Below are 16517 nucleotides of genomic sequence, written 5' to 3'. Positions count from 1 at the left end.
GAAAAAAAACGCGACTACTAGCCGCGCTTTTCACTATTCTTATGCATTAAGGCTTGCTTTTGCTTTTTCAGCAAGTTGTGCAAATGACTTTTCGTCAGTTACAGCTAATTCAGCAAGCATTTTACGATTTACATTAATATCAGCAAGCTTTAATCCGTGCATGAAACGGCTGTAAGAAAGACCATTCATACGAGCAGCTGCATTGATACGAGTAATCCATAGCTTACGGAAGTCACGTTTCTTGTTGCGACGGTCGCGGTAAGCGTATAGTAAAGACTTCATTACCTGTCCTTGCGCTGATTTAAATAATGTATGTTTAGAACCGTAATATCCTTTAGCTAACTTTAATACCTTCTTACGACGACGACGAGCGACATAACCGCCTTTTACTCTTGGCATCGAAGTTCCCTCCTTTTTCTAAAAAACGAAATCAATTATTTTTTGTACGTTAACATTTGACGAATACGTTTGAAGTCACCAGAATGAACCATTCCAGCTTTGCGTAGCTTACGCTTTTGCTTTTGTGACTTGTTACCGAATAAGTGACTAGTGAATGCGTGTGAACGCTTAAGCTTCCCAGATCCAGTCTTCTTGAAACGCTTAGCTGCTCCACGGTGAGTTTTCATTTTTGGCATAACTCAGGTCCTCCCTTTAATCTTGTTCAGCAAAGAATTACTTTTCAGCTTTAGGAGCCATAATTAGGAACATACTACGTCCTTCCATCTTAGGCATCGATTCAACTGTTGCAATATCTTCACATTCTTTTGCAAGACGCTCTAAAACTTTCCGTCCAATTTGAGAGTGAGTAATAGCACGTCCACGGAAACGGATCGCAGCTTTTACTTTATCTCCTTTTTCAAGGAACTTTCGAGCATTACGAAGCTTCGTATTAAAATCATTATCTTCAATCGTCGGGCTCAAACGAACCTCTTTAACGTTGATAATCTTTTGTTTCTTACGAGCTTCTTTGTCTTTCTTTTGTTGCTCATAACGGAATTTTCCGTAGTCCATGATGCGACATACAGGTGGTTTCGCAGTTGGAGCTACACAAACTAAGTCAAGATTGACATTTTGCGCCATTTCAAGTGCTTCTTGTTTTGACTTCACACCAACTTGATCGCCGTTTGCTCCAATAAGACGTACTTCACGTGCACGAATCCCTTCATTGACCAACATATCTTTACTAATAATGAGCCACCTCCAAAGGATTTTAACGAATCAAAGCAAGGTTCGCATAGAATCTCTTGAGTTAAGATAATTCAATGCACCTTCATTCAAGTACAAAAAAAGTGTAGGCGCACAATACGCCCACACTTCGTCCATTCGACTAAAAATGAAACTGTTCATACCTGTAAACTGCTAACGCGTCTATCAGGTGAGAAGCGGGCGCTTCTGCTTGCTTTGTTTCCAATGTTAAATTGTTTACTCAATGACTATACCATAATCAATGAATGACGTCAACTCTTTGGTGGCTGACTTAATTATTCTACCTGCTAATCTTTTAGAATGCAAGAGAATATTAAAAAAGGGCGATTTTCCCTTTTTTAATATTCTCGAAGCGATGAGCGGAGCCGCCGTAGTCTTTTAAGCCTTTTGAGCGCACTTCTCAAAAGGCGCACGGCGCGCGGAGCCATCGCAAACTTGTTCGCACTCTTATTTATTTTAGGCTGTATTGGCATACTTTGTTATTATTATGGGTTAGTGAAAGAAACTTGTTCGTTCCATTGCGCTCCAGCCACTCGCTTTCCGCGGGGAAAAACGATATTCATTTTGCAACATTCTCTATGAAAAGAGTCTATGTCAAAAAGGACGTTTTTCCCTTTTATCTATTATTTCCTAGCTTCTTCCTTCATCTGTGCTACAAAATCAGTTAAAGAAACAGACGTTGAATCTTGCTCTCCATATTTGCGAATATTGACCGCATTTGCATCCATTTCCTTATCACCAAGAACGAGCATATAAGGAATCTTCTGCATTTGCGCTTCCCTAATTTTGTATCCTAATTTCTCATCGCGCTCATCGATTTCAACACGCACTCCAACAGCTTGAAGCTCTTCTTGTACTTTCTTTGCGTACTCAAGATGAACATCATTAGAGACAGGAATGATTTGCGTTTGGATCGGAGCTAACCAAGTAGGAAAAGCACCTTTGTACTCTTCAAGTAAGAACGCAACAAAACGTTCCATTGTTGAAACAACCCCGCGGTGGACAACGACTGGACGGTGCTGCTGGCCATCTTCTCCAACATAAGTTAAGTCAAAACGCTCAGGTAATAAAAAGTCTAACTGAACAGTCGATAAAGTCTCTTCTTTTCCAAGAGCCGTTTTCACTTGAACATCAAGTTTCGGACCGTAGAAAGCAGCTTCTCCTTCTGCTTCATAATATTCAATACCTTCAAGCTCATTCATCGCATCTTTTAACATGCTTTGTGCCTTATTCCACATCTCATCATCATTAAAATACTTTTCTGTATCTTCAGGATCACGATAGGAAAGACGGAATTTGTACTTATCAATTCCAAAGTCATTGTATACTTCTTGAATGAGACGAACCACTCGAATAAATTCATCTTTGATTTGATCAGGACGACAGAAAATGTGTGCATCATTTAATGTCATACCCCGAACACGTTGAAGACCTGAAACTGCACCAGACATTTCATAACGATGCATCATCCCAAGTTCAGCGATACGAAGTGGAAGCTGGCGATAACTTCTCATCTCTTGTTTATAAACCATCATATGATGAGGGCAGTTCATTGGACGTAACACAAACTCTTCATTATCACGTTCCATAACAGGGAACATATCATCTTTATAATGATCCCAATGTCCAGACGTTTTATAAAGCTCAGAGCTACCTAAAATTGGTGTATAAACGTGCTGATAGCCGAGTCTTTCCTCTTTATCAACAATGTAGCGTTCAATAATGCGTCGTACAGTCGCACCTTTTGGTAACCATAGTGGCAAGCCTTGTCCTACTTTTTGTGATAATGCGAAAATGCCAAGCTCTTTACCTAATTTACGATGATCACGCTCTTTTGCTTCTTCTAACAAACGAAGATGCTCTTTTAAATCTTCTTTGTTAAAGAACGCTGTACCGTAAATACGTTGAAGCATTTTATTCTTGCTATCTCCACGCCAATAAGCACCTGCTAAGCTCAACAATTTAAACTCTTTAATTTTATTTGTAGATGGAATGTGTATCCCACGACAAAGATCAAAGAACTCCCCTTGCTCATAAATCGTTAGCATTTCCCCTTCAGGAATCGCTTCAATCAGTTCTAGCTTGTACTCATCGCCGATTTCTTTGTATTTTTGAACAGCTTCTTCTCGTGAAACTTCAATCCGCTTCACTTCAAGGTTTTCAGAAATAATTCGTTTCATTTCTTTTTCAATCTTTGGAAGATCTTCTGGAGTTAATGACTCTTCTGAATCAATATCATAGTAGAACCCACCTTCAATAACTGGTCCTACCCCAAGCTTCACATCTTTATACAAGCGTTTAATTGCTTGAGCCATCACGTGAGCTGTACTATGGCGAACAATTTCTAACGCCTCATCGGAATCAGGTGTCACAATTGCAATTTCTCCATCTTCTGTAATAGGCGTACGTAAATCAACCAATGTATTGTTTAGTTTTCCTGCCAGTGCTTTCTTTTTTAGACCTGGACTAATGGATGCAGCAATATCTTCTGTCGTCGTTCCACTTGGAAACTCCTTTACAGCACCATCTGGAAACGTAATTTTCACTTCAGCCATGCCTGTTCACTCCTTCTTCTTTTTTTCTGAAATAAAAAGACTGTTTTCGCATACTTTGTTGTTTTTCCGAAAAACGGGTCTCCACATGTTCGTTCCATTGCGCTCCAGCCACTCGCTTTCCGCGGGGAGGTGTCGAGCCTCCTCGGCTTCGCCTGTGGGGTCTCGACCCTACCTCTTCATCCCGGTCGAGTGACTTCCGCTCCATTTCACTAAGAGACATATCGTTACTGTAACAATCTTCACGTAAAAACAGCCAATAAAAAACACCCATCCCTCCATAATAGAAGGGACGAGTGTAGTTCGTGGTTCCACCCTTGTTCGAGAAAGACACATTTTACAATGAAAAATAAATCATTCTCCTCAAGATACAATATAACGGTTGCTACCGGCGTCAGATAGTCCACTTATGTGTTTCCCTGCCGCAGTTCAGAGGTGGTAAGAACGTTATTCTAGTTAGGAAGCTCTCAGCAAATGCTTCCCTCTCTGAAAACCGATACAACGACTCATGTCCTCATCAAGACTCTTTCTTGTTTGACTGTGTTATGTAGTATTATAGGGAGCCTTGATTAGAAAATCAAGAGGCAAACAAAAAAGTTAGCTCCATTCTTTATCATAAGCTTTCAACGGATATAGTTTCATGCGCTCTTGAAAGATTGCTTGAATGGATAAAATCACTCCATGGTCTGGATCATCTGAGAAAACGTGGACTTGTCGCGGTACCATACTTACTAATGGACTTATGACCATATCATCAATATCTACCTCTTGTTCAAAAACAAGGTCGTCCTGAAGATGGAACAACAATTCCTCTCTTGTCATTCTTCTGAAATGTTCATCGTAAAACGTAAATGTCCCATCATGTACAATGTAAATCATCTCGATTTTCGACCGTTTGAATTGAACGAATTGACGAAAGTCCTCAATCATATTTTGGTATTCCTGTTCTAACATATACTCATCAATTGCCATCTCTACACAATCAATTAAAATCTCCCCATAATCACGCAAACGGAATGTCAGGAACGGTTCATAATAAAAAGTCGTATCCTCCTCCAAATGATTTGAGAATGCTTGATAAATAAATTCTCTGCGATTAAAAAATGATTTCATTTGAGGCAAATCATTTCGATCTCCTTCTAAGATAGAACGTGCAATCGTTAAAATCTGTTCTTGTTCTTCCTCATCATGAAAATAAAACATAGTTTCGATAATATCGAGTAACCATTCATCTTCTTTTGTACTAATAACATAATCGGTTAACACAGAAGCTAGCAATGGATGAAACGAATCATAAAAATTAATATGTTTGTGTTCATAGTTGAGAATAATTGTATCATCACCTTCTGCTCTCACAGCTCCACCTAAACCGTACTCAGCGTACTTCTGGATATACGCTGTCAGCTGATGAAATAGCTGCTTGCAATCGTGGATTTCTTCAAAATGGATTGCTATCAACGCTTACTCCCCCTTACATTTAACGAACACCTCTATGTGAACATCATTCTTTTCATTTCAGACAGGCTCTACTTTCATCCTATGTTACGATTTCAAAAACATGATTAGAAAATGAATTTTCCTTGAAAGAGTGTGACAAGAGACTGCAGAGAAAAAAGGGAGGTTTTTGTCCATACAAAAAGAAAAGAGCCTGACATCTTTGTCAGACTCTTACATCCATCTTAGTTTTGCATAATAAAATCTTTTGCCGCGGTTTCTTCATCATTAAAAACGCGTAACGTATTGTACTTCGTATCACGCTGTGCAGGTATTTTCCCAGCTTCACGTATTAAACGTAAAATTTCATTTGTATTCACTTTGTGAGTAGTCCCAGCAGCAGAAACAACATTTTCCTCCATCATGGTACTTCCAAAGTCATTGCACCCGTATTGTAACGAAAGCTTTCCTACTTCTGGACCCATTGTAACCCAAGAAGATTGGAAGTTTGGAATGTTATCAAGGAAAAGTCTTGAGATAGCAACATTTTTCAAGTAATCACGAGACGTAAGCTTTTTTGTTTTATACATCCCTGTGTTTTCTGGTTGAAATAACCATGAAATAAAGGCAGTAAAACACTCTGTCTCGTCTTGTGCATCACGAATACGTTGCAAATGAAGAGCTCGTTCTTCAAATGATTCCCCAAAGCCAATAACCATCGTTGCAGAACCATGCATACCAACACGCTTGGAAGCCTTCATCGCCTCAATCCATTGCTCCCATGTGATTTTTAATCGACTCACACGAAGGCGCGTTTCTTCTGTTAAGATTTCAGCTCCCCCACCTGGCATGCTATCAAGACCAGCTTCATGTAACTCTCGCAATACGTCTTCAACAGAAAGGTCCGATACTTCAGCAATTTTCCAAATCTCTGCGGGAGAGAATGAATGCATCCAAATCGTTGGATAACGGCGTTTAATTTCTCGTAGTAGATTCGTATAATAGCTTAGTGGCAAATCTGGGTTTGTCCCACCTTGCATCAAAATTTCTGTACCATCTACTTCTAACGTCTCTTCAATCTTTTTAAAGATTTCCTCATCCTTAAGAACATACCCTTCTTTGTGCCCCGGTGCGCGATAAAACGCGCAAAAACGACAATACGTATCACAGAAATTTGTATAATTTACATTTCGTCCAATGACAAAAGTAGTAATCGGCTCTGGGTGCCACTTTAACATAATTTTATTGGCAGCTTCGCCCATTTTTTCGACTTCATCACTCTCATAAAGAGCGACGACGTCATCCATTGACAATCTTTCACCATTCACGGCACGTTCTAATATAGCATCAATGCTCATGTTGTACCCCCGAATCTCTCAATATAGGATACTGTTATCCTATCATAGTTATTAGGATGCGCAAAGTAATGAACCTGCGTTTGGGAGAAATTTCAAATTTATCTCGCTCTGCGATTTTGTCCCTCAACTCTTACAAATGACGTAAAATGCTTAATCCGTTCCATGATTCGTTTGGCCTTTAATTCCTCAATGCCTCCACGTTCCGAATAAGCTAAGTGCTCCTCTAATTCCTCGTAATCATAATTGGAAGTAAACAATGTTGGCAATTTCTCTAGCATTCGATGCTGCAAGATCGCTCCTAACACATCATCTCGAATCCAACCTGAAATCGTCTCCGCACCAATATCATCTAGAATCAACACTTGCGCACGTTTAACCATATCAAGTTTCTCCTGGAATGTTCCATCCCCTATTGATTGCTTCATCTCTCGGAAAAAGTCAGGTGTATAAACGATAAAAGAATCGATCTCTCTTTCACGTAATTCATTCGCTATCGCACCCATAAGATGCGTTTTCCCAACACCAAATCGGCCGTAAAAATATAACCCTTGACCATCTTCACCAGGCATCGCATTAACAGCAAAGGCCAACGCTTTTCGGCTCGCTTCTTCGCGATCTCGATCAAGATCTAACTGTTCAAAAGTAGCATCCAATATATCCTTAGGAACATAGAGGGAACGAATTAATTGACGTTGTTTTTTAGCACTTTCTTCTTTTTTCTTTAACGAACAAGAATGATATTCCAAGTCAATAACTTTCCGAGAAAGAATAATCTCTGGTTGATATCCTTGCATCATGTTTGGACACTGTGCTAATCCAGGGCAATTCTCACAATTGCGACGTTCTTTTTGAAATTCGTATAACTTAATTAATCCTTGATCTAAAATATCATCCGATGGAGAAACACGTTGAAGTGCCTCTTTCACAAGAGGATCATTTAGTAACTCTCTTTTGGCTGCTTCTAATCGTTGTTCGATATTTTTGTCCTTTGACCATTGTTTTAATGCTGATTGAATAGATTCCATTTTCTATCTTCCTCCTTCCTTGCTTTTTCTTAATTGTTCAAGCATTTGTGCAAAACTCTGATCATCCGCTTTTGACTCTTGCTGTGTATCCTCTTCTACTTTCTGGTTCTTTTGTTTGTTCTCTTTTTCTTCCATCATCCATTTAGGTAGTTTATCTCGCTTCGCATTTTGTTTCTTCTGATTCGTACGTTTTTGAACTGGAGGTTGATTCATTTTGTTTGCTACTTCATTAGCTTTACGTCTTTCTACTAAGGCAAGTTGCATAGCCTCTTTGACCGTTTTAACTTTTTTCCTAGACCAATGTCCAGCTACTTTATCAACGAGTGCTTTGGACAACTTCATATCTTGACTATACAACATAAAGTCTAAAAGTACATTGGCTACTCCTGGCAATAATTGATGATCTAGTATTAGTGATTCAATAATCTTGACATCTGCTGTTGCCACTTTCGCTCCGTCCGAACGAATCTCAAGCAATTCCAAAGGTGCAGTCGTCTCATAAAACTTAATAGCTCGTTCTTCCTCTGTTTTTGGCTCAACCCCAGCCATTGTCTGGTTTATTATCGGCTGTTTTTGCATCGCTAATCCAGGTGGTTCATTTCCATGTTCCACCTTATACCATTCCTGCGCTTTCTTTCTCAACTGCTGCAAATCTACCTTTTCATCATGAAGAAGAGCTTGTTGAACAATGCTACTCATTTCTAAAGGTTCTATTTTATAGACAAAAGCAAGTCTACTAATTGTTTTTCTAACTTCTTCTGTTAAAGCTTCATCTGGTACGATAAAGGAAGATAAGCTTTTTTCAAGCAATTCAAAATCAAACGCTTGAAATACCAATTCACTTTGCTCATTAGATGAGAGCAATTGTTTGTCTTTATCGACTTGTAAAGCGTTACCTGTTTCTGAAGTTAGATTGGAAACCATTTCTGAGTGGTGCAAAGAAACATATACTTCATCAAAGGCATGCGTCATTTCCATATAGTCATCTCGATTAATCTGATTAAGAGTAAAGCGATCACGAAGTTGCCGGTAATGAGACTTACCAAGACGATTAAATAAATACACACTTAACACATCATTCTCAAAAAATTGTTTCGGTGTCATCGGAGGCTGCAACTCATACAGATAGGTCGCATTGCCGGATTCATCTTTATGCTTAAACGTTTTTAATAAACCTATTCCTTCTAACTTCTTTCTTTCTTCATATATGACTTCAAGGGAAACACCTAACAAAAGCATTAGTTGCCGGTGAGTCCATTCACTACTCCAATACTCATCTTTCTCTAATTGGGAAAGGAGTGTCAAATACAAACTATGAGCTATTGCACCAGTAAGTGGTTGATACAACAAGGTTAACGTTAATCTGTCCACCTCTGTTATATAGTTACTTGTCCGAACTGAAAATCGATCAACTGGTAGTAGTTCCTTCCAATGCCAACTCATCCTTTCACCCCCAAAATCGCCCAATTGGCTATCTCACGTAAAAAGAGCTTGTAGCGAGTTACGCTTAAGCTCTATTCTTCATTCTTATTCATTAAGTCTGTCAATTCTTTAATAAAGACATTGATGTCCTTAAATTGTCGGTAAACAGAAGCAAACCGAACATAAGCAACATCGTCAATATCAGCTAACCTTTCCATAACAAGTTCGCCAACGTCTTGACTTTGGACTTCATTTTTACCAAAGCCTCTTAATTCACGTTCCACACCATTCACGATCATCTCAAGTGTATCTAAAGAAACAGGTCTCTTCTCACAAGCACGAATTAATCCGCGTAAAATTTTCTCATGTGAGAATTCTTGACGCGTCCCATCTTTCTTTACAACAATTAAAGGAATTTCTTCCACCATTTCAAACGTCGTAAAACGATGACTGCATTTTTCACATTCTCTTCTCCGGCGAATAGAACGTCCTTCATGACTTGGCCTAGAATCAAGTACTCGAGTTCCATTGTGATGACAAGCAGGACATAGCATTTGATCATCTCCACTTTCCGTATCGTACATAAATCGTTCAAGTAAAGTATCTATATTTTATGATATAGAAAAAGTAGAGGTCTGACAAGATACTCTTACTGTTTACAATAGAACTATCATAACATAAAGATGCAAAAGAAAGTGAAATGACAAAAAAGAGGCTGAATTGTCGTGTCCTTTTGAACCTGTTAGCTTTACAAAAAAACGTATCGGTAAAAAATAAAACAAGGTTAACCTTGTTTATACTTTATCGTTGTGATTTCCCCACTTTTATTGGTCCCATACCTCTTGGTACTTCCACTACTTCACTTGCTGTTGCACGCAATGACTCTGCGATGTAAGAAGCAGCCACATTGGGGTCAAGATTTCCACATGTATACACATCGATACTTGCATATCCATGTTCAGGAAAACTATGAATCGTTAAATGGGATTCTGAAATAATGACTACCCCACTAACTCCTCTTGGGGCAAATTTATGAAATGCTACCTCGCGCACTTGAGCTCCTGATTTTAAAGCAGCATCCACAAATAATTGTTCAATGAAACTCATATCATTTAATTTCTCCACGTCACACCCCCATAATTCTGCAATAACGTGACGACCCATTGTGTCCATATGTAAAATCCCCTTTATTAAAGATAATGTATAAAGAACGTGATTACTTAAACAAACTACTGTTATCGTGTCACATTATGAAATACACTATTCTGTCCTTTGTACATACGTAAACAAAAGAGATGACTTGAAGGATCCTGTCCTCTAAGTCATCTCTTTATGATTATGAAGCTGAATGTACTTGGTTTGTTTCATATAATTTTGTTGCAACAAGGTTCATAAGATCAACCACTCTACATGAATACCCCCACTCATTGTCATACCAAGCCAATACTTTTATTTGTCTTTCATTCATCACCATTGTAGAAAGTCCATCAATAATCGATGATTGATCATCCCCATTAAAATCAACCGACACAAGTGGGTCATTTGTAAACCCTAAAATTCCTTTTAGTTTACCTTGAGAAGCTGATAGTAACGCTTGATTTACTTCTTCAGCCGTTACATCTTTTTTTACATTAACGACTAAGTCAACGAGGGACACATTTGGAGTGGGAACCCGAAGTGCCATCCCATTTAACTTACCTTCTAGTTGAGGAAGGACTTTGGCGATTGCCTTGGCTGCACCTGTGGAAGTAGGGATAATAGACTGCCCACAAGCTCTAGCCCTTCTCAAATCTTTATGTGGATTATCAATATTCTTCTGATCATTTGTGTAAGCATGAACCGTTGTCATTAACCCACTTTCAATGCCAAATTCCTCATCAAGAACTTTGGCAACAGGAGCTAGACAATTAGTTGTACATGAAGCATTAGAAATAATATGATGTTCTTCATTCATGTAATCGCGTTCATTTACTCCGACTACGATTGTGATATCTTCATCTTTTCCAGGAGCCGTAATTAGTACTTTTTTTGCTCCTGCTTCCAAATGATAACCAGCTGTTTCTTGTGTTTTAAATTTTCCTGTTGCTTCTATTACGATGTCAATTCCGAGCCCTGCCCACGGAAGTTCCCTTGGATCTCGAGATTGCAACAACATAATTTCTTTTCCATCTACAAGTAACGCATTTTCTTTTGCTTCAACTGTTAAATCATATTTTCCATGAATACTGTCATATTTTATTAAATGAGCCAATGTTTCAGCCGGATAGCTAGCATTAATCGCAACAATATCCACCTTTTTCTCTTGCATCGCTCTTCTAAACACCATTCTCCCAATTCGTCCAAATCCGTTTATCGCTACTTTTGATTTCATTAGAATAACTCCTCCTCATGATAAAGCTATACTTAATGCTATGTTATTTTACAAATAGTATAACACATTAACCGTTTTAGGACATTAAATAATTCGCAAAAAAAGAAAAAAGTGCCACAAGATTTCGCTCTTGTGGCACTGACTACACTATATGTTCCATTGTCTAAAGATCGTTTCCAATTGGTTTTTGGTCTCTTCTATCGTACCCGAATTATCTATAATGGCATCTGCTCTTTTTCGCTTTTGTTTCAGAGGGATTTGCGAGGAAATTCTTCTTCTAGCATCACTTTCACCAGCTTGATCTCTCGCCACAAGCCTCAGTAATTGAGTTGCTTCATCCACAAATACAAGAAGAACTTTATCAACTAGAGAAAATAAATCACTCTCATATAAGAGTGGTATATCAAAAACAATCGTTTGATGTCCTTCATGAATGTATTGATCTTTTAATTCATTCATACGATTTCGAACAGCAGGATGCACGATTTGGTTAAGAATGTCGCGTTCTTTTGGCTGTTCGAAAATAATCGCACCTAATTTTTTTCTTGCTAACGTTCCATCCTCATTTAAGACACCCTGTCCAAAGTGCTCGCTAATTAGTTGTAGAGCCTTCGTACCAGGCTCTACAACTTCTCGTGCAATTTGATCAGCATCAATAATGGGGATCCCTTTTGCTTGTATCATTTTACTTACAGTAGACTTCCCACTAGCAATACCACCTGTTAACCCTATTAACATTCCATAACTCTCCTTACACGAGACTAAATACCCCAATTAAAATAAGTAGAAGACCAGGAATAAACGAAAATTTCTTCATCCAGGAGGAATCAGCAAACCGATTTCCACTTTTCATCCCTAGCGTCACAAATAACGCACTCATCGTTGCAACAGCAATGGCCATCCATACCGGTGAAAACCCAACTAACGCAGCTCCAACCCCTGCACCGAAGGCATCTAAGGAAAGAGCGATCCCGAGCAATAATGCCTCTCTCCCAGTAATCGTACCTGAATCATCAAAGTCTGCTACCATTGGCTTTCGCAAAATTCGAATAACGACACCTAATACTTTAATTTCAAAATTGAGGATGACCTCATCACCTTTGGTCTTCACAGTATTCGTAGCTGGTCGATACACTTGGTATAATGCCCAAGCCCCAATCAAAATAAGAATAGCCCCACCGATCGATTCTGCTACACGTGGAGATAAGTAAGTTTGAATAACGTTCCCAAAAAACATGGCGATCAAAATAGATGTAGCAGAACAACCGGCAATAAAGAGCAGTGACTTCCAAGGCAATTTCATTTTCCGCAATCCATATGTTAAGCCAACACCAAAGCTGTCTAAGCTGACAGCTAAAGCAATAGCTAATAAGGAGAGAATCTCAACCATCTTGATAAGCTCCTTCCATTTCAAACATACGATAGTATATGGCAGAAGCCTATCCAATGGTACTTTATTTTTGACAGTTTATGCAGAAGTGTGTGCCTCTACCACCCACAACTTTTTTAGCAAGTTCAGCCCCACACTTTACACAAGGTTCTCCTTTACGTCCATAAACCGTTAACTGCTGCTGAAACATCCCCATTTCACCTTGGCCATTCACATATGATTTAACCGAACTTCCACCTAAATCAACAGCTTCTTGCAGCGTCGTAACAATCGCTTTATGCAACCGTACTAATTCCTCTTCTGAAAGGGAAGAAGCCGCTCGTTCAGGGTGAATACCAGACTTAAATAGAGCTTCATCCACATAAATATTTCCAAGGCCCACGACCGTTTTTTGATCTAATAACACCACTTTAATAGTCCTTGTTGTGTTTTGAAAAGCTTCTTTCATTAATTCTACGGTAAATTCACTAGAAAATGGCTCGACGCCTAACTGCGATAACGGCATCGTTTCTTCTTCTGTACCTTTTTTAAAAATATGCATCGTCCCAAATTTACGAACATCCTGATAGCGCAATTGTGTCTCATCTGAAAAAGAGAAAATAACATGAGTATGTGGTGTTAGATCTTCACCTTTATGAAAAAGACCGTAACGCCCTTCCATACGTAAATGAGACACCATCGTTATATCATCTAAAACAAATAGCAAAAACTTTCCACGCCGGTTTACTTCATGAATCGTTTGTCCGATTAGGTGAAGCTTAAACTGTTCAACATCATCGGGTTTCTTAATAATATTAGCCCACTTTACATCAACGGCAACAATGGTTTTCCCTACGACTAATTCACGCAACGTCCGGCTTACTGTTTCTACTTCTGGCAATTCAGGCATTGTCCGTTCTCTCCTTATTTCGCATCATACCACGTTTCCCCGTAAGAGACGTCTGCTTTTAGAGGAACATCGAGAGTAACGGTTTGTTCCATTACTTCTGGTACAAGCTTCATCATGATGTCCATTTCATTTTCAGGTACTTCAAATATAAGTTCATCATGAACTTGTAAAAGCATACGGCTTTGTAAATTTTCTTGTTCAAGTTTCTCAGCCATATCAACCATCGCTTTCTTGATAATGTCCGCTGCCGTTCCTTGAATTGGGGTATTCATCGCCGTTCGTTCTGCAAAACTACGCTTATTAAAATTGCGACTTGTAATATCCGCTAAATAACGCCTACGTTGCAACAACGTAGAAACATAGCCTTTCTCCCTTGCTTCTTCAATCGTGTTATCCATATACTCTTTTACTTTTGGATAGCTCGCTAAATAACGATCGATGAATTGACCAGCTTCTTTTCTTGTAATACCAAGACTTTGCGATAAACCAAAATCACTAATCCCGTATACAATCCCAAAGTTGACCGCCTTGGCACTTCGACGCATATTGGCCGTTACTTCCTCTTCACTCACATGAAAAACATCCATCGCCGTTTTTGTATGAATATCCATGTCAGAACGAAAAGCTTCAATTAACTTTTCATCACCAGCAATGTGAGCTAACACACGTAGTTCAATTTGCGAATAATCGGCAGCTACAATTTTCCACCCTGACTCTGATGGGATAAATGCCTTTCGTATTTTCCGTCCTTCTTCTAAACGAATAGGAATATTTTGCAAATTAGGATCTGTAGAACTTAACCTTCCTGTTTGTGTTAATGCTTGATTATATCTCGTATGGATTTTATTCGTGTTTGCTTTTGTTACTTTTAATAAGCCTTCAATATAGGTTGAATTTAATTTGCCTAATTGTCTGTAATGCAAAATATGCTCAACAATTTCATGGTCTTCCGCCAACTTTTCTAACACATCTGCAGAAGTAGAATAACCGGTTTTTGTTTTCTTAATAGGAGGAAGCCCTAGTTTTTCAAACAATACTTCTCCTAATTGTTTAGGTGAATTAATATTAAAAGAACCCCCTGCAAGCTCATGAATTTTCTGCTCCAAGTCCTGAAGACGTACATGCAAGTCTTCTCCCATACGTTCCAGTTGCTCTTTATCTACTTTCACACCCGTTGTTTCCATTCTCCCTAAAATGATCGTTAGAGGCATTTCTAGTTCTCTGAATAACTCTTCCTGTTCATTTCCCTTTAGTTCTTCCTCAAGCATCGGACGTAGCTGATACATAGCGTCTGCTTTGCGAATAAGGTGCTCGGCAAGCGTTGCTTGTTCAGGAACTTTTTGTTTAGCCCCTTTTCCATAAACTACTTCATCTTCTTGAACTTGTCCTTTCCCTTTTCGTTTGGCTACATCGCTAATTTCATGAGAAGATAAAGAAGGATCTAACAAGTAAGACGCCATCTGTAAATCAAATGTTACACCATTTAACAGAACCCCTTGCCAGCCTAAGGCAACAACAGCACGCTTTGCATCAAACACTGTAATTTTAGTTGATTCATCTTTCAACCAATTCACAAATGCGGAAGAATCCAATGCCTGTTTCGTCTCTATAAAAAAACGTCCTTTCTCGTTGACGAAAGCGAATCCTTCGATATTTGCTTGATGGTAATTTTCACTTAACACTTCAACAATAAGAGATGCTTCTTGTGTCAAATGCTCTTCAGTCACAGTCTCTAAAACCTCATATGTAATATCTTCTAATTCTTCTTCTACCGCATCTTCAGAGTCAAATTTTGATATCAGTGAAGTAAATTCTAGTTCTTTCATTAATTTAGTAACATGCTTTTTATCATATTCACCGAAATTTAAATCGTCCAACTTCGTTTCAAACGGAACTTCTAAATAGATTGTCGCAAGCTCTTTACTCATTAATGCTTGATCACGGTTTTCTGCTAATTTTTCCTTCATCTTTTTTCCAGAGATTTGATCAATAGAATCAAGAACATTTTCTACTGTGCCAAATTCCTTTAAAAGCTTTAGCGCTGTTTTTTCCCCTACTCCCGGTACACCTGGGATATTATCCGAGCTATCTCCCATTAAACCTTTCATATCGATAATTTGTTTCGGAGTAATTCCGTATTTTTCATCAATTAATGCTTCATCATAAGCTTCTACATTTGTAATTCCTTTTTTCGTTAAGACAACAGTCACCTTATCTGAAACAAGCTGAAGCAAATCCTTGTCCCCAGAAAAAACTTTCACTTCATACCCTTCTCCTGAAGCATGTTTAGCGAGTGTACCAATAATATCATCTGCCTCGTAATTTTCTGCTTCATAGCGTGAAATATTAAATGCATCAAGCATCTCCCTAACAAGTGAAAATTGTTCAGATAATTCAGGAGGAGTTTTTTGACGTCCCCCTTTGTATTCGTCAAACGTTTTATGACGAAATGTCGTCTTACCCGCATCAAATGCTACTAACATATGTGTCGGATTTTCTTCCTCAATAATTTTCAATAACATCGTTGTAAAACCATACACAGCATTCGTATAAACACCCTTTTCATTATTTAACAAAGGGAGTGCAAAAAAAGCACGATAAGCAATACTATTTCCATCTATTAATACGAGCTTTTTCAAGTAAAAGGCCCCTCTCTTGAACCAATATTTTCTACAGTATATTGTAGCATATGAAAAAAGGGAGTACCAAAAGTCTGGGTTTGACTTTTGGTACTCCCTGAAGTAATGTGCATAGCCGCTGTTTTTATTTAAGCCTTCCTGAGCGATTTTCTCAGGAAGGCGCACAGCGCGCGGAGCCATTACTTCTTCTCTGATAAAGTCTGGGTTTGACTTTTGGTACTCCCTGAAGTG

Annotated in this window: 15 protein-coding genes and 2 other annotated features; all 15 genes read right to left on the bottom strand. The window is 38.7% G+C overall.

Going from position 1 to position 16517, the window contains the following annotated elements:
• Window positions 1-39 precede the first annotated feature (39 nt).
• Window positions 40-399, bottom strand: coding sequence for a 50S ribosomal protein L20 (rplT, locus tag N0O92_RS04280; protein WP_034627110.1), 360 nt, complete (start codon window positions 397-399; stop codon window positions 40-42).
• Between the two features lie 35 nt (window positions 400-434).
• A complete protein-coding gene (gene rpmI, locus N0O92_RS04275) occupies window positions 435-635 on the bottom strand; it encodes a 50S ribosomal protein L35 (protein WP_034750876.1) in 201 nt (66 codons plus the stop codon).
• 37 nt (window positions 636-672) lie between these two features.
• Window positions 673-1176: a translation initiation factor IF-3 gene (gene infC / locus N0O92_RS04270; RefSeq protein WP_315613413.1), complete on the bottom strand. Its 504-nt coding sequence runs from the start codon at window positions 1174-1176 to the stop codon at window positions 673-675.
• Between the two features lie 101 nt (window positions 1177-1277).
• Window positions 1278-1404, bottom strand: a sequence feature (ribosomal protein L20 leader region).
• Between the two features lie 425 nt (window positions 1405-1829).
• Window positions 1830-3761, bottom strand: coding sequence for a threonine--tRNA ligase (gene thrS / locus N0O92_RS04265; RefSeq protein WP_315613412.1), 1932 nt, complete (start codon window positions 3759-3761; stop codon window positions 1830-1832).
• Between the two features lie 282 nt (window positions 3762-4043).
• Window positions 4044-4288: a binding site (T-box leader), on the bottom strand.
• Between the two features lie 67 nt (window positions 4289-4355).
• Window positions 4356-5216 (bottom strand): putative sporulation protein YtxC, encoded by an 861-nt coding sequence (gene ytxC / locus N0O92_RS04260; RefSeq protein WP_315613411.1) that lies wholly within the window; start codon window positions 5214-5216, stop codon window positions 4356-4358.
• 221 nt (window positions 5217-5437) lie between these two features.
• A complete protein-coding gene (gene mqnC / locus N0O92_RS04255; protein ID WP_315613410.1) occupies window positions 5438-6550 on the bottom strand; it encodes a cyclic dehypoxanthinyl futalosine synthase in 1113 nt (370 codons plus the stop codon).
• A gap of 98 nt (window positions 6551-6648) precedes the next feature.
• Window positions 6649-7575, bottom strand: coding sequence for a primosomal protein DnaI (dnaI, locus tag N0O92_RS04250; RefSeq protein ID WP_315613409.1), 927 nt, complete (start codon window positions 7573-7575; stop codon window positions 6649-6651).
• Window positions 7576-7578: 3 nt separating this feature from the next.
• The gene (locus N0O92_RS04245; protein ID WP_315613408.1) at window positions 7579-9018 is read right to left on the bottom strand and encodes a replication initiation and membrane attachment family protein; all 1440 of its coding nucleotides are present in this window, start codon (window positions 9016-9018) and stop codon (window positions 7579-7581) included.
• A gap of 71 nt (window positions 9019-9089) precedes the next feature.
• Window positions 9090-9551, bottom strand: coding sequence for a transcriptional regulator NrdR (gene nrdR, locus N0O92_RS04240; protein WP_315613407.1), 462 nt, complete (start codon window positions 9549-9551; stop codon window positions 9090-9092).
• Window positions 9552-9798: 247 nt separating this feature from the next.
• The gene (gene speD / locus N0O92_RS04235) at window positions 9799-10170 is read right to left on the bottom strand and encodes an adenosylmethionine decarboxylase (protein ID WP_315613406.1); all 372 of its coding nucleotides are present in this window, start codon (window positions 10168-10170) and stop codon (window positions 9799-9801) included.
• Between the two features lie 163 nt (window positions 10171-10333).
• Window positions 10334-11368, bottom strand: a complete 1035-nt coding sequence (locus N0O92_RS04230; protein ID WP_315613405.1) for a glyceraldehyde-3-phosphate dehydrogenase — start codon at window positions 11366-11368, stop codon at window positions 10334-10336.
• Window positions 11369-11515: 147 nt separating this feature from the next.
• The gene (gene coaE / locus N0O92_RS04225; RefSeq protein ID WP_315613404.1) at window positions 11516-12106 is read right to left on the bottom strand and encodes a dephospho-CoA kinase; all 591 of its coding nucleotides are present in this window, start codon (window positions 12104-12106) and stop codon (window positions 11516-11518) included.
• Window positions 12107-12119: 13 nt separating this feature from the next.
• The gene (gene ytaF, locus N0O92_RS04220) at window positions 12120-12758 is read right to left on the bottom strand and encodes a sporulation membrane protein YtaF (protein ID WP_315613403.1); all 639 of its coding nucleotides are present in this window, start codon (window positions 12756-12758) and stop codon (window positions 12120-12122) included.
• Between the two features lie 64 nt (window positions 12759-12822).
• Window positions 12823-13647: a DNA-formamidopyrimidine glycosylase gene (mutM, locus tag N0O92_RS04215; RefSeq protein WP_315613402.1), complete on the bottom strand. Its 825-nt coding sequence runs from the start codon at window positions 13645-13647 to the stop codon at window positions 12823-12825.
• A 14-nt stretch (window positions 13648-13661) separates the two neighbouring features.
• A complete protein-coding gene (polA, locus tag N0O92_RS04210) occupies window positions 13662-16286 on the bottom strand; it encodes a DNA polymerase I (RefSeq protein WP_315613401.1) in 2625 nt (874 codons plus the stop codon).
• Between the last annotated feature and the right edge of the window lie 231 nt (window positions 16287-16517).

The sequence above is a fragment of the Alkalihalobacillus sp. MEB130 genome, assembly GCF_032335535.1.
Taxonomy (GTDB): Bacteria; Bacillota; Bacilli; order Bacillales; family Bacillaceae_D; genus Halalkalibacter.
Note: the sequence above shows the minus strand (reverse complement) of the source record. Positions and strands in the feature narration are given on the sequence as shown.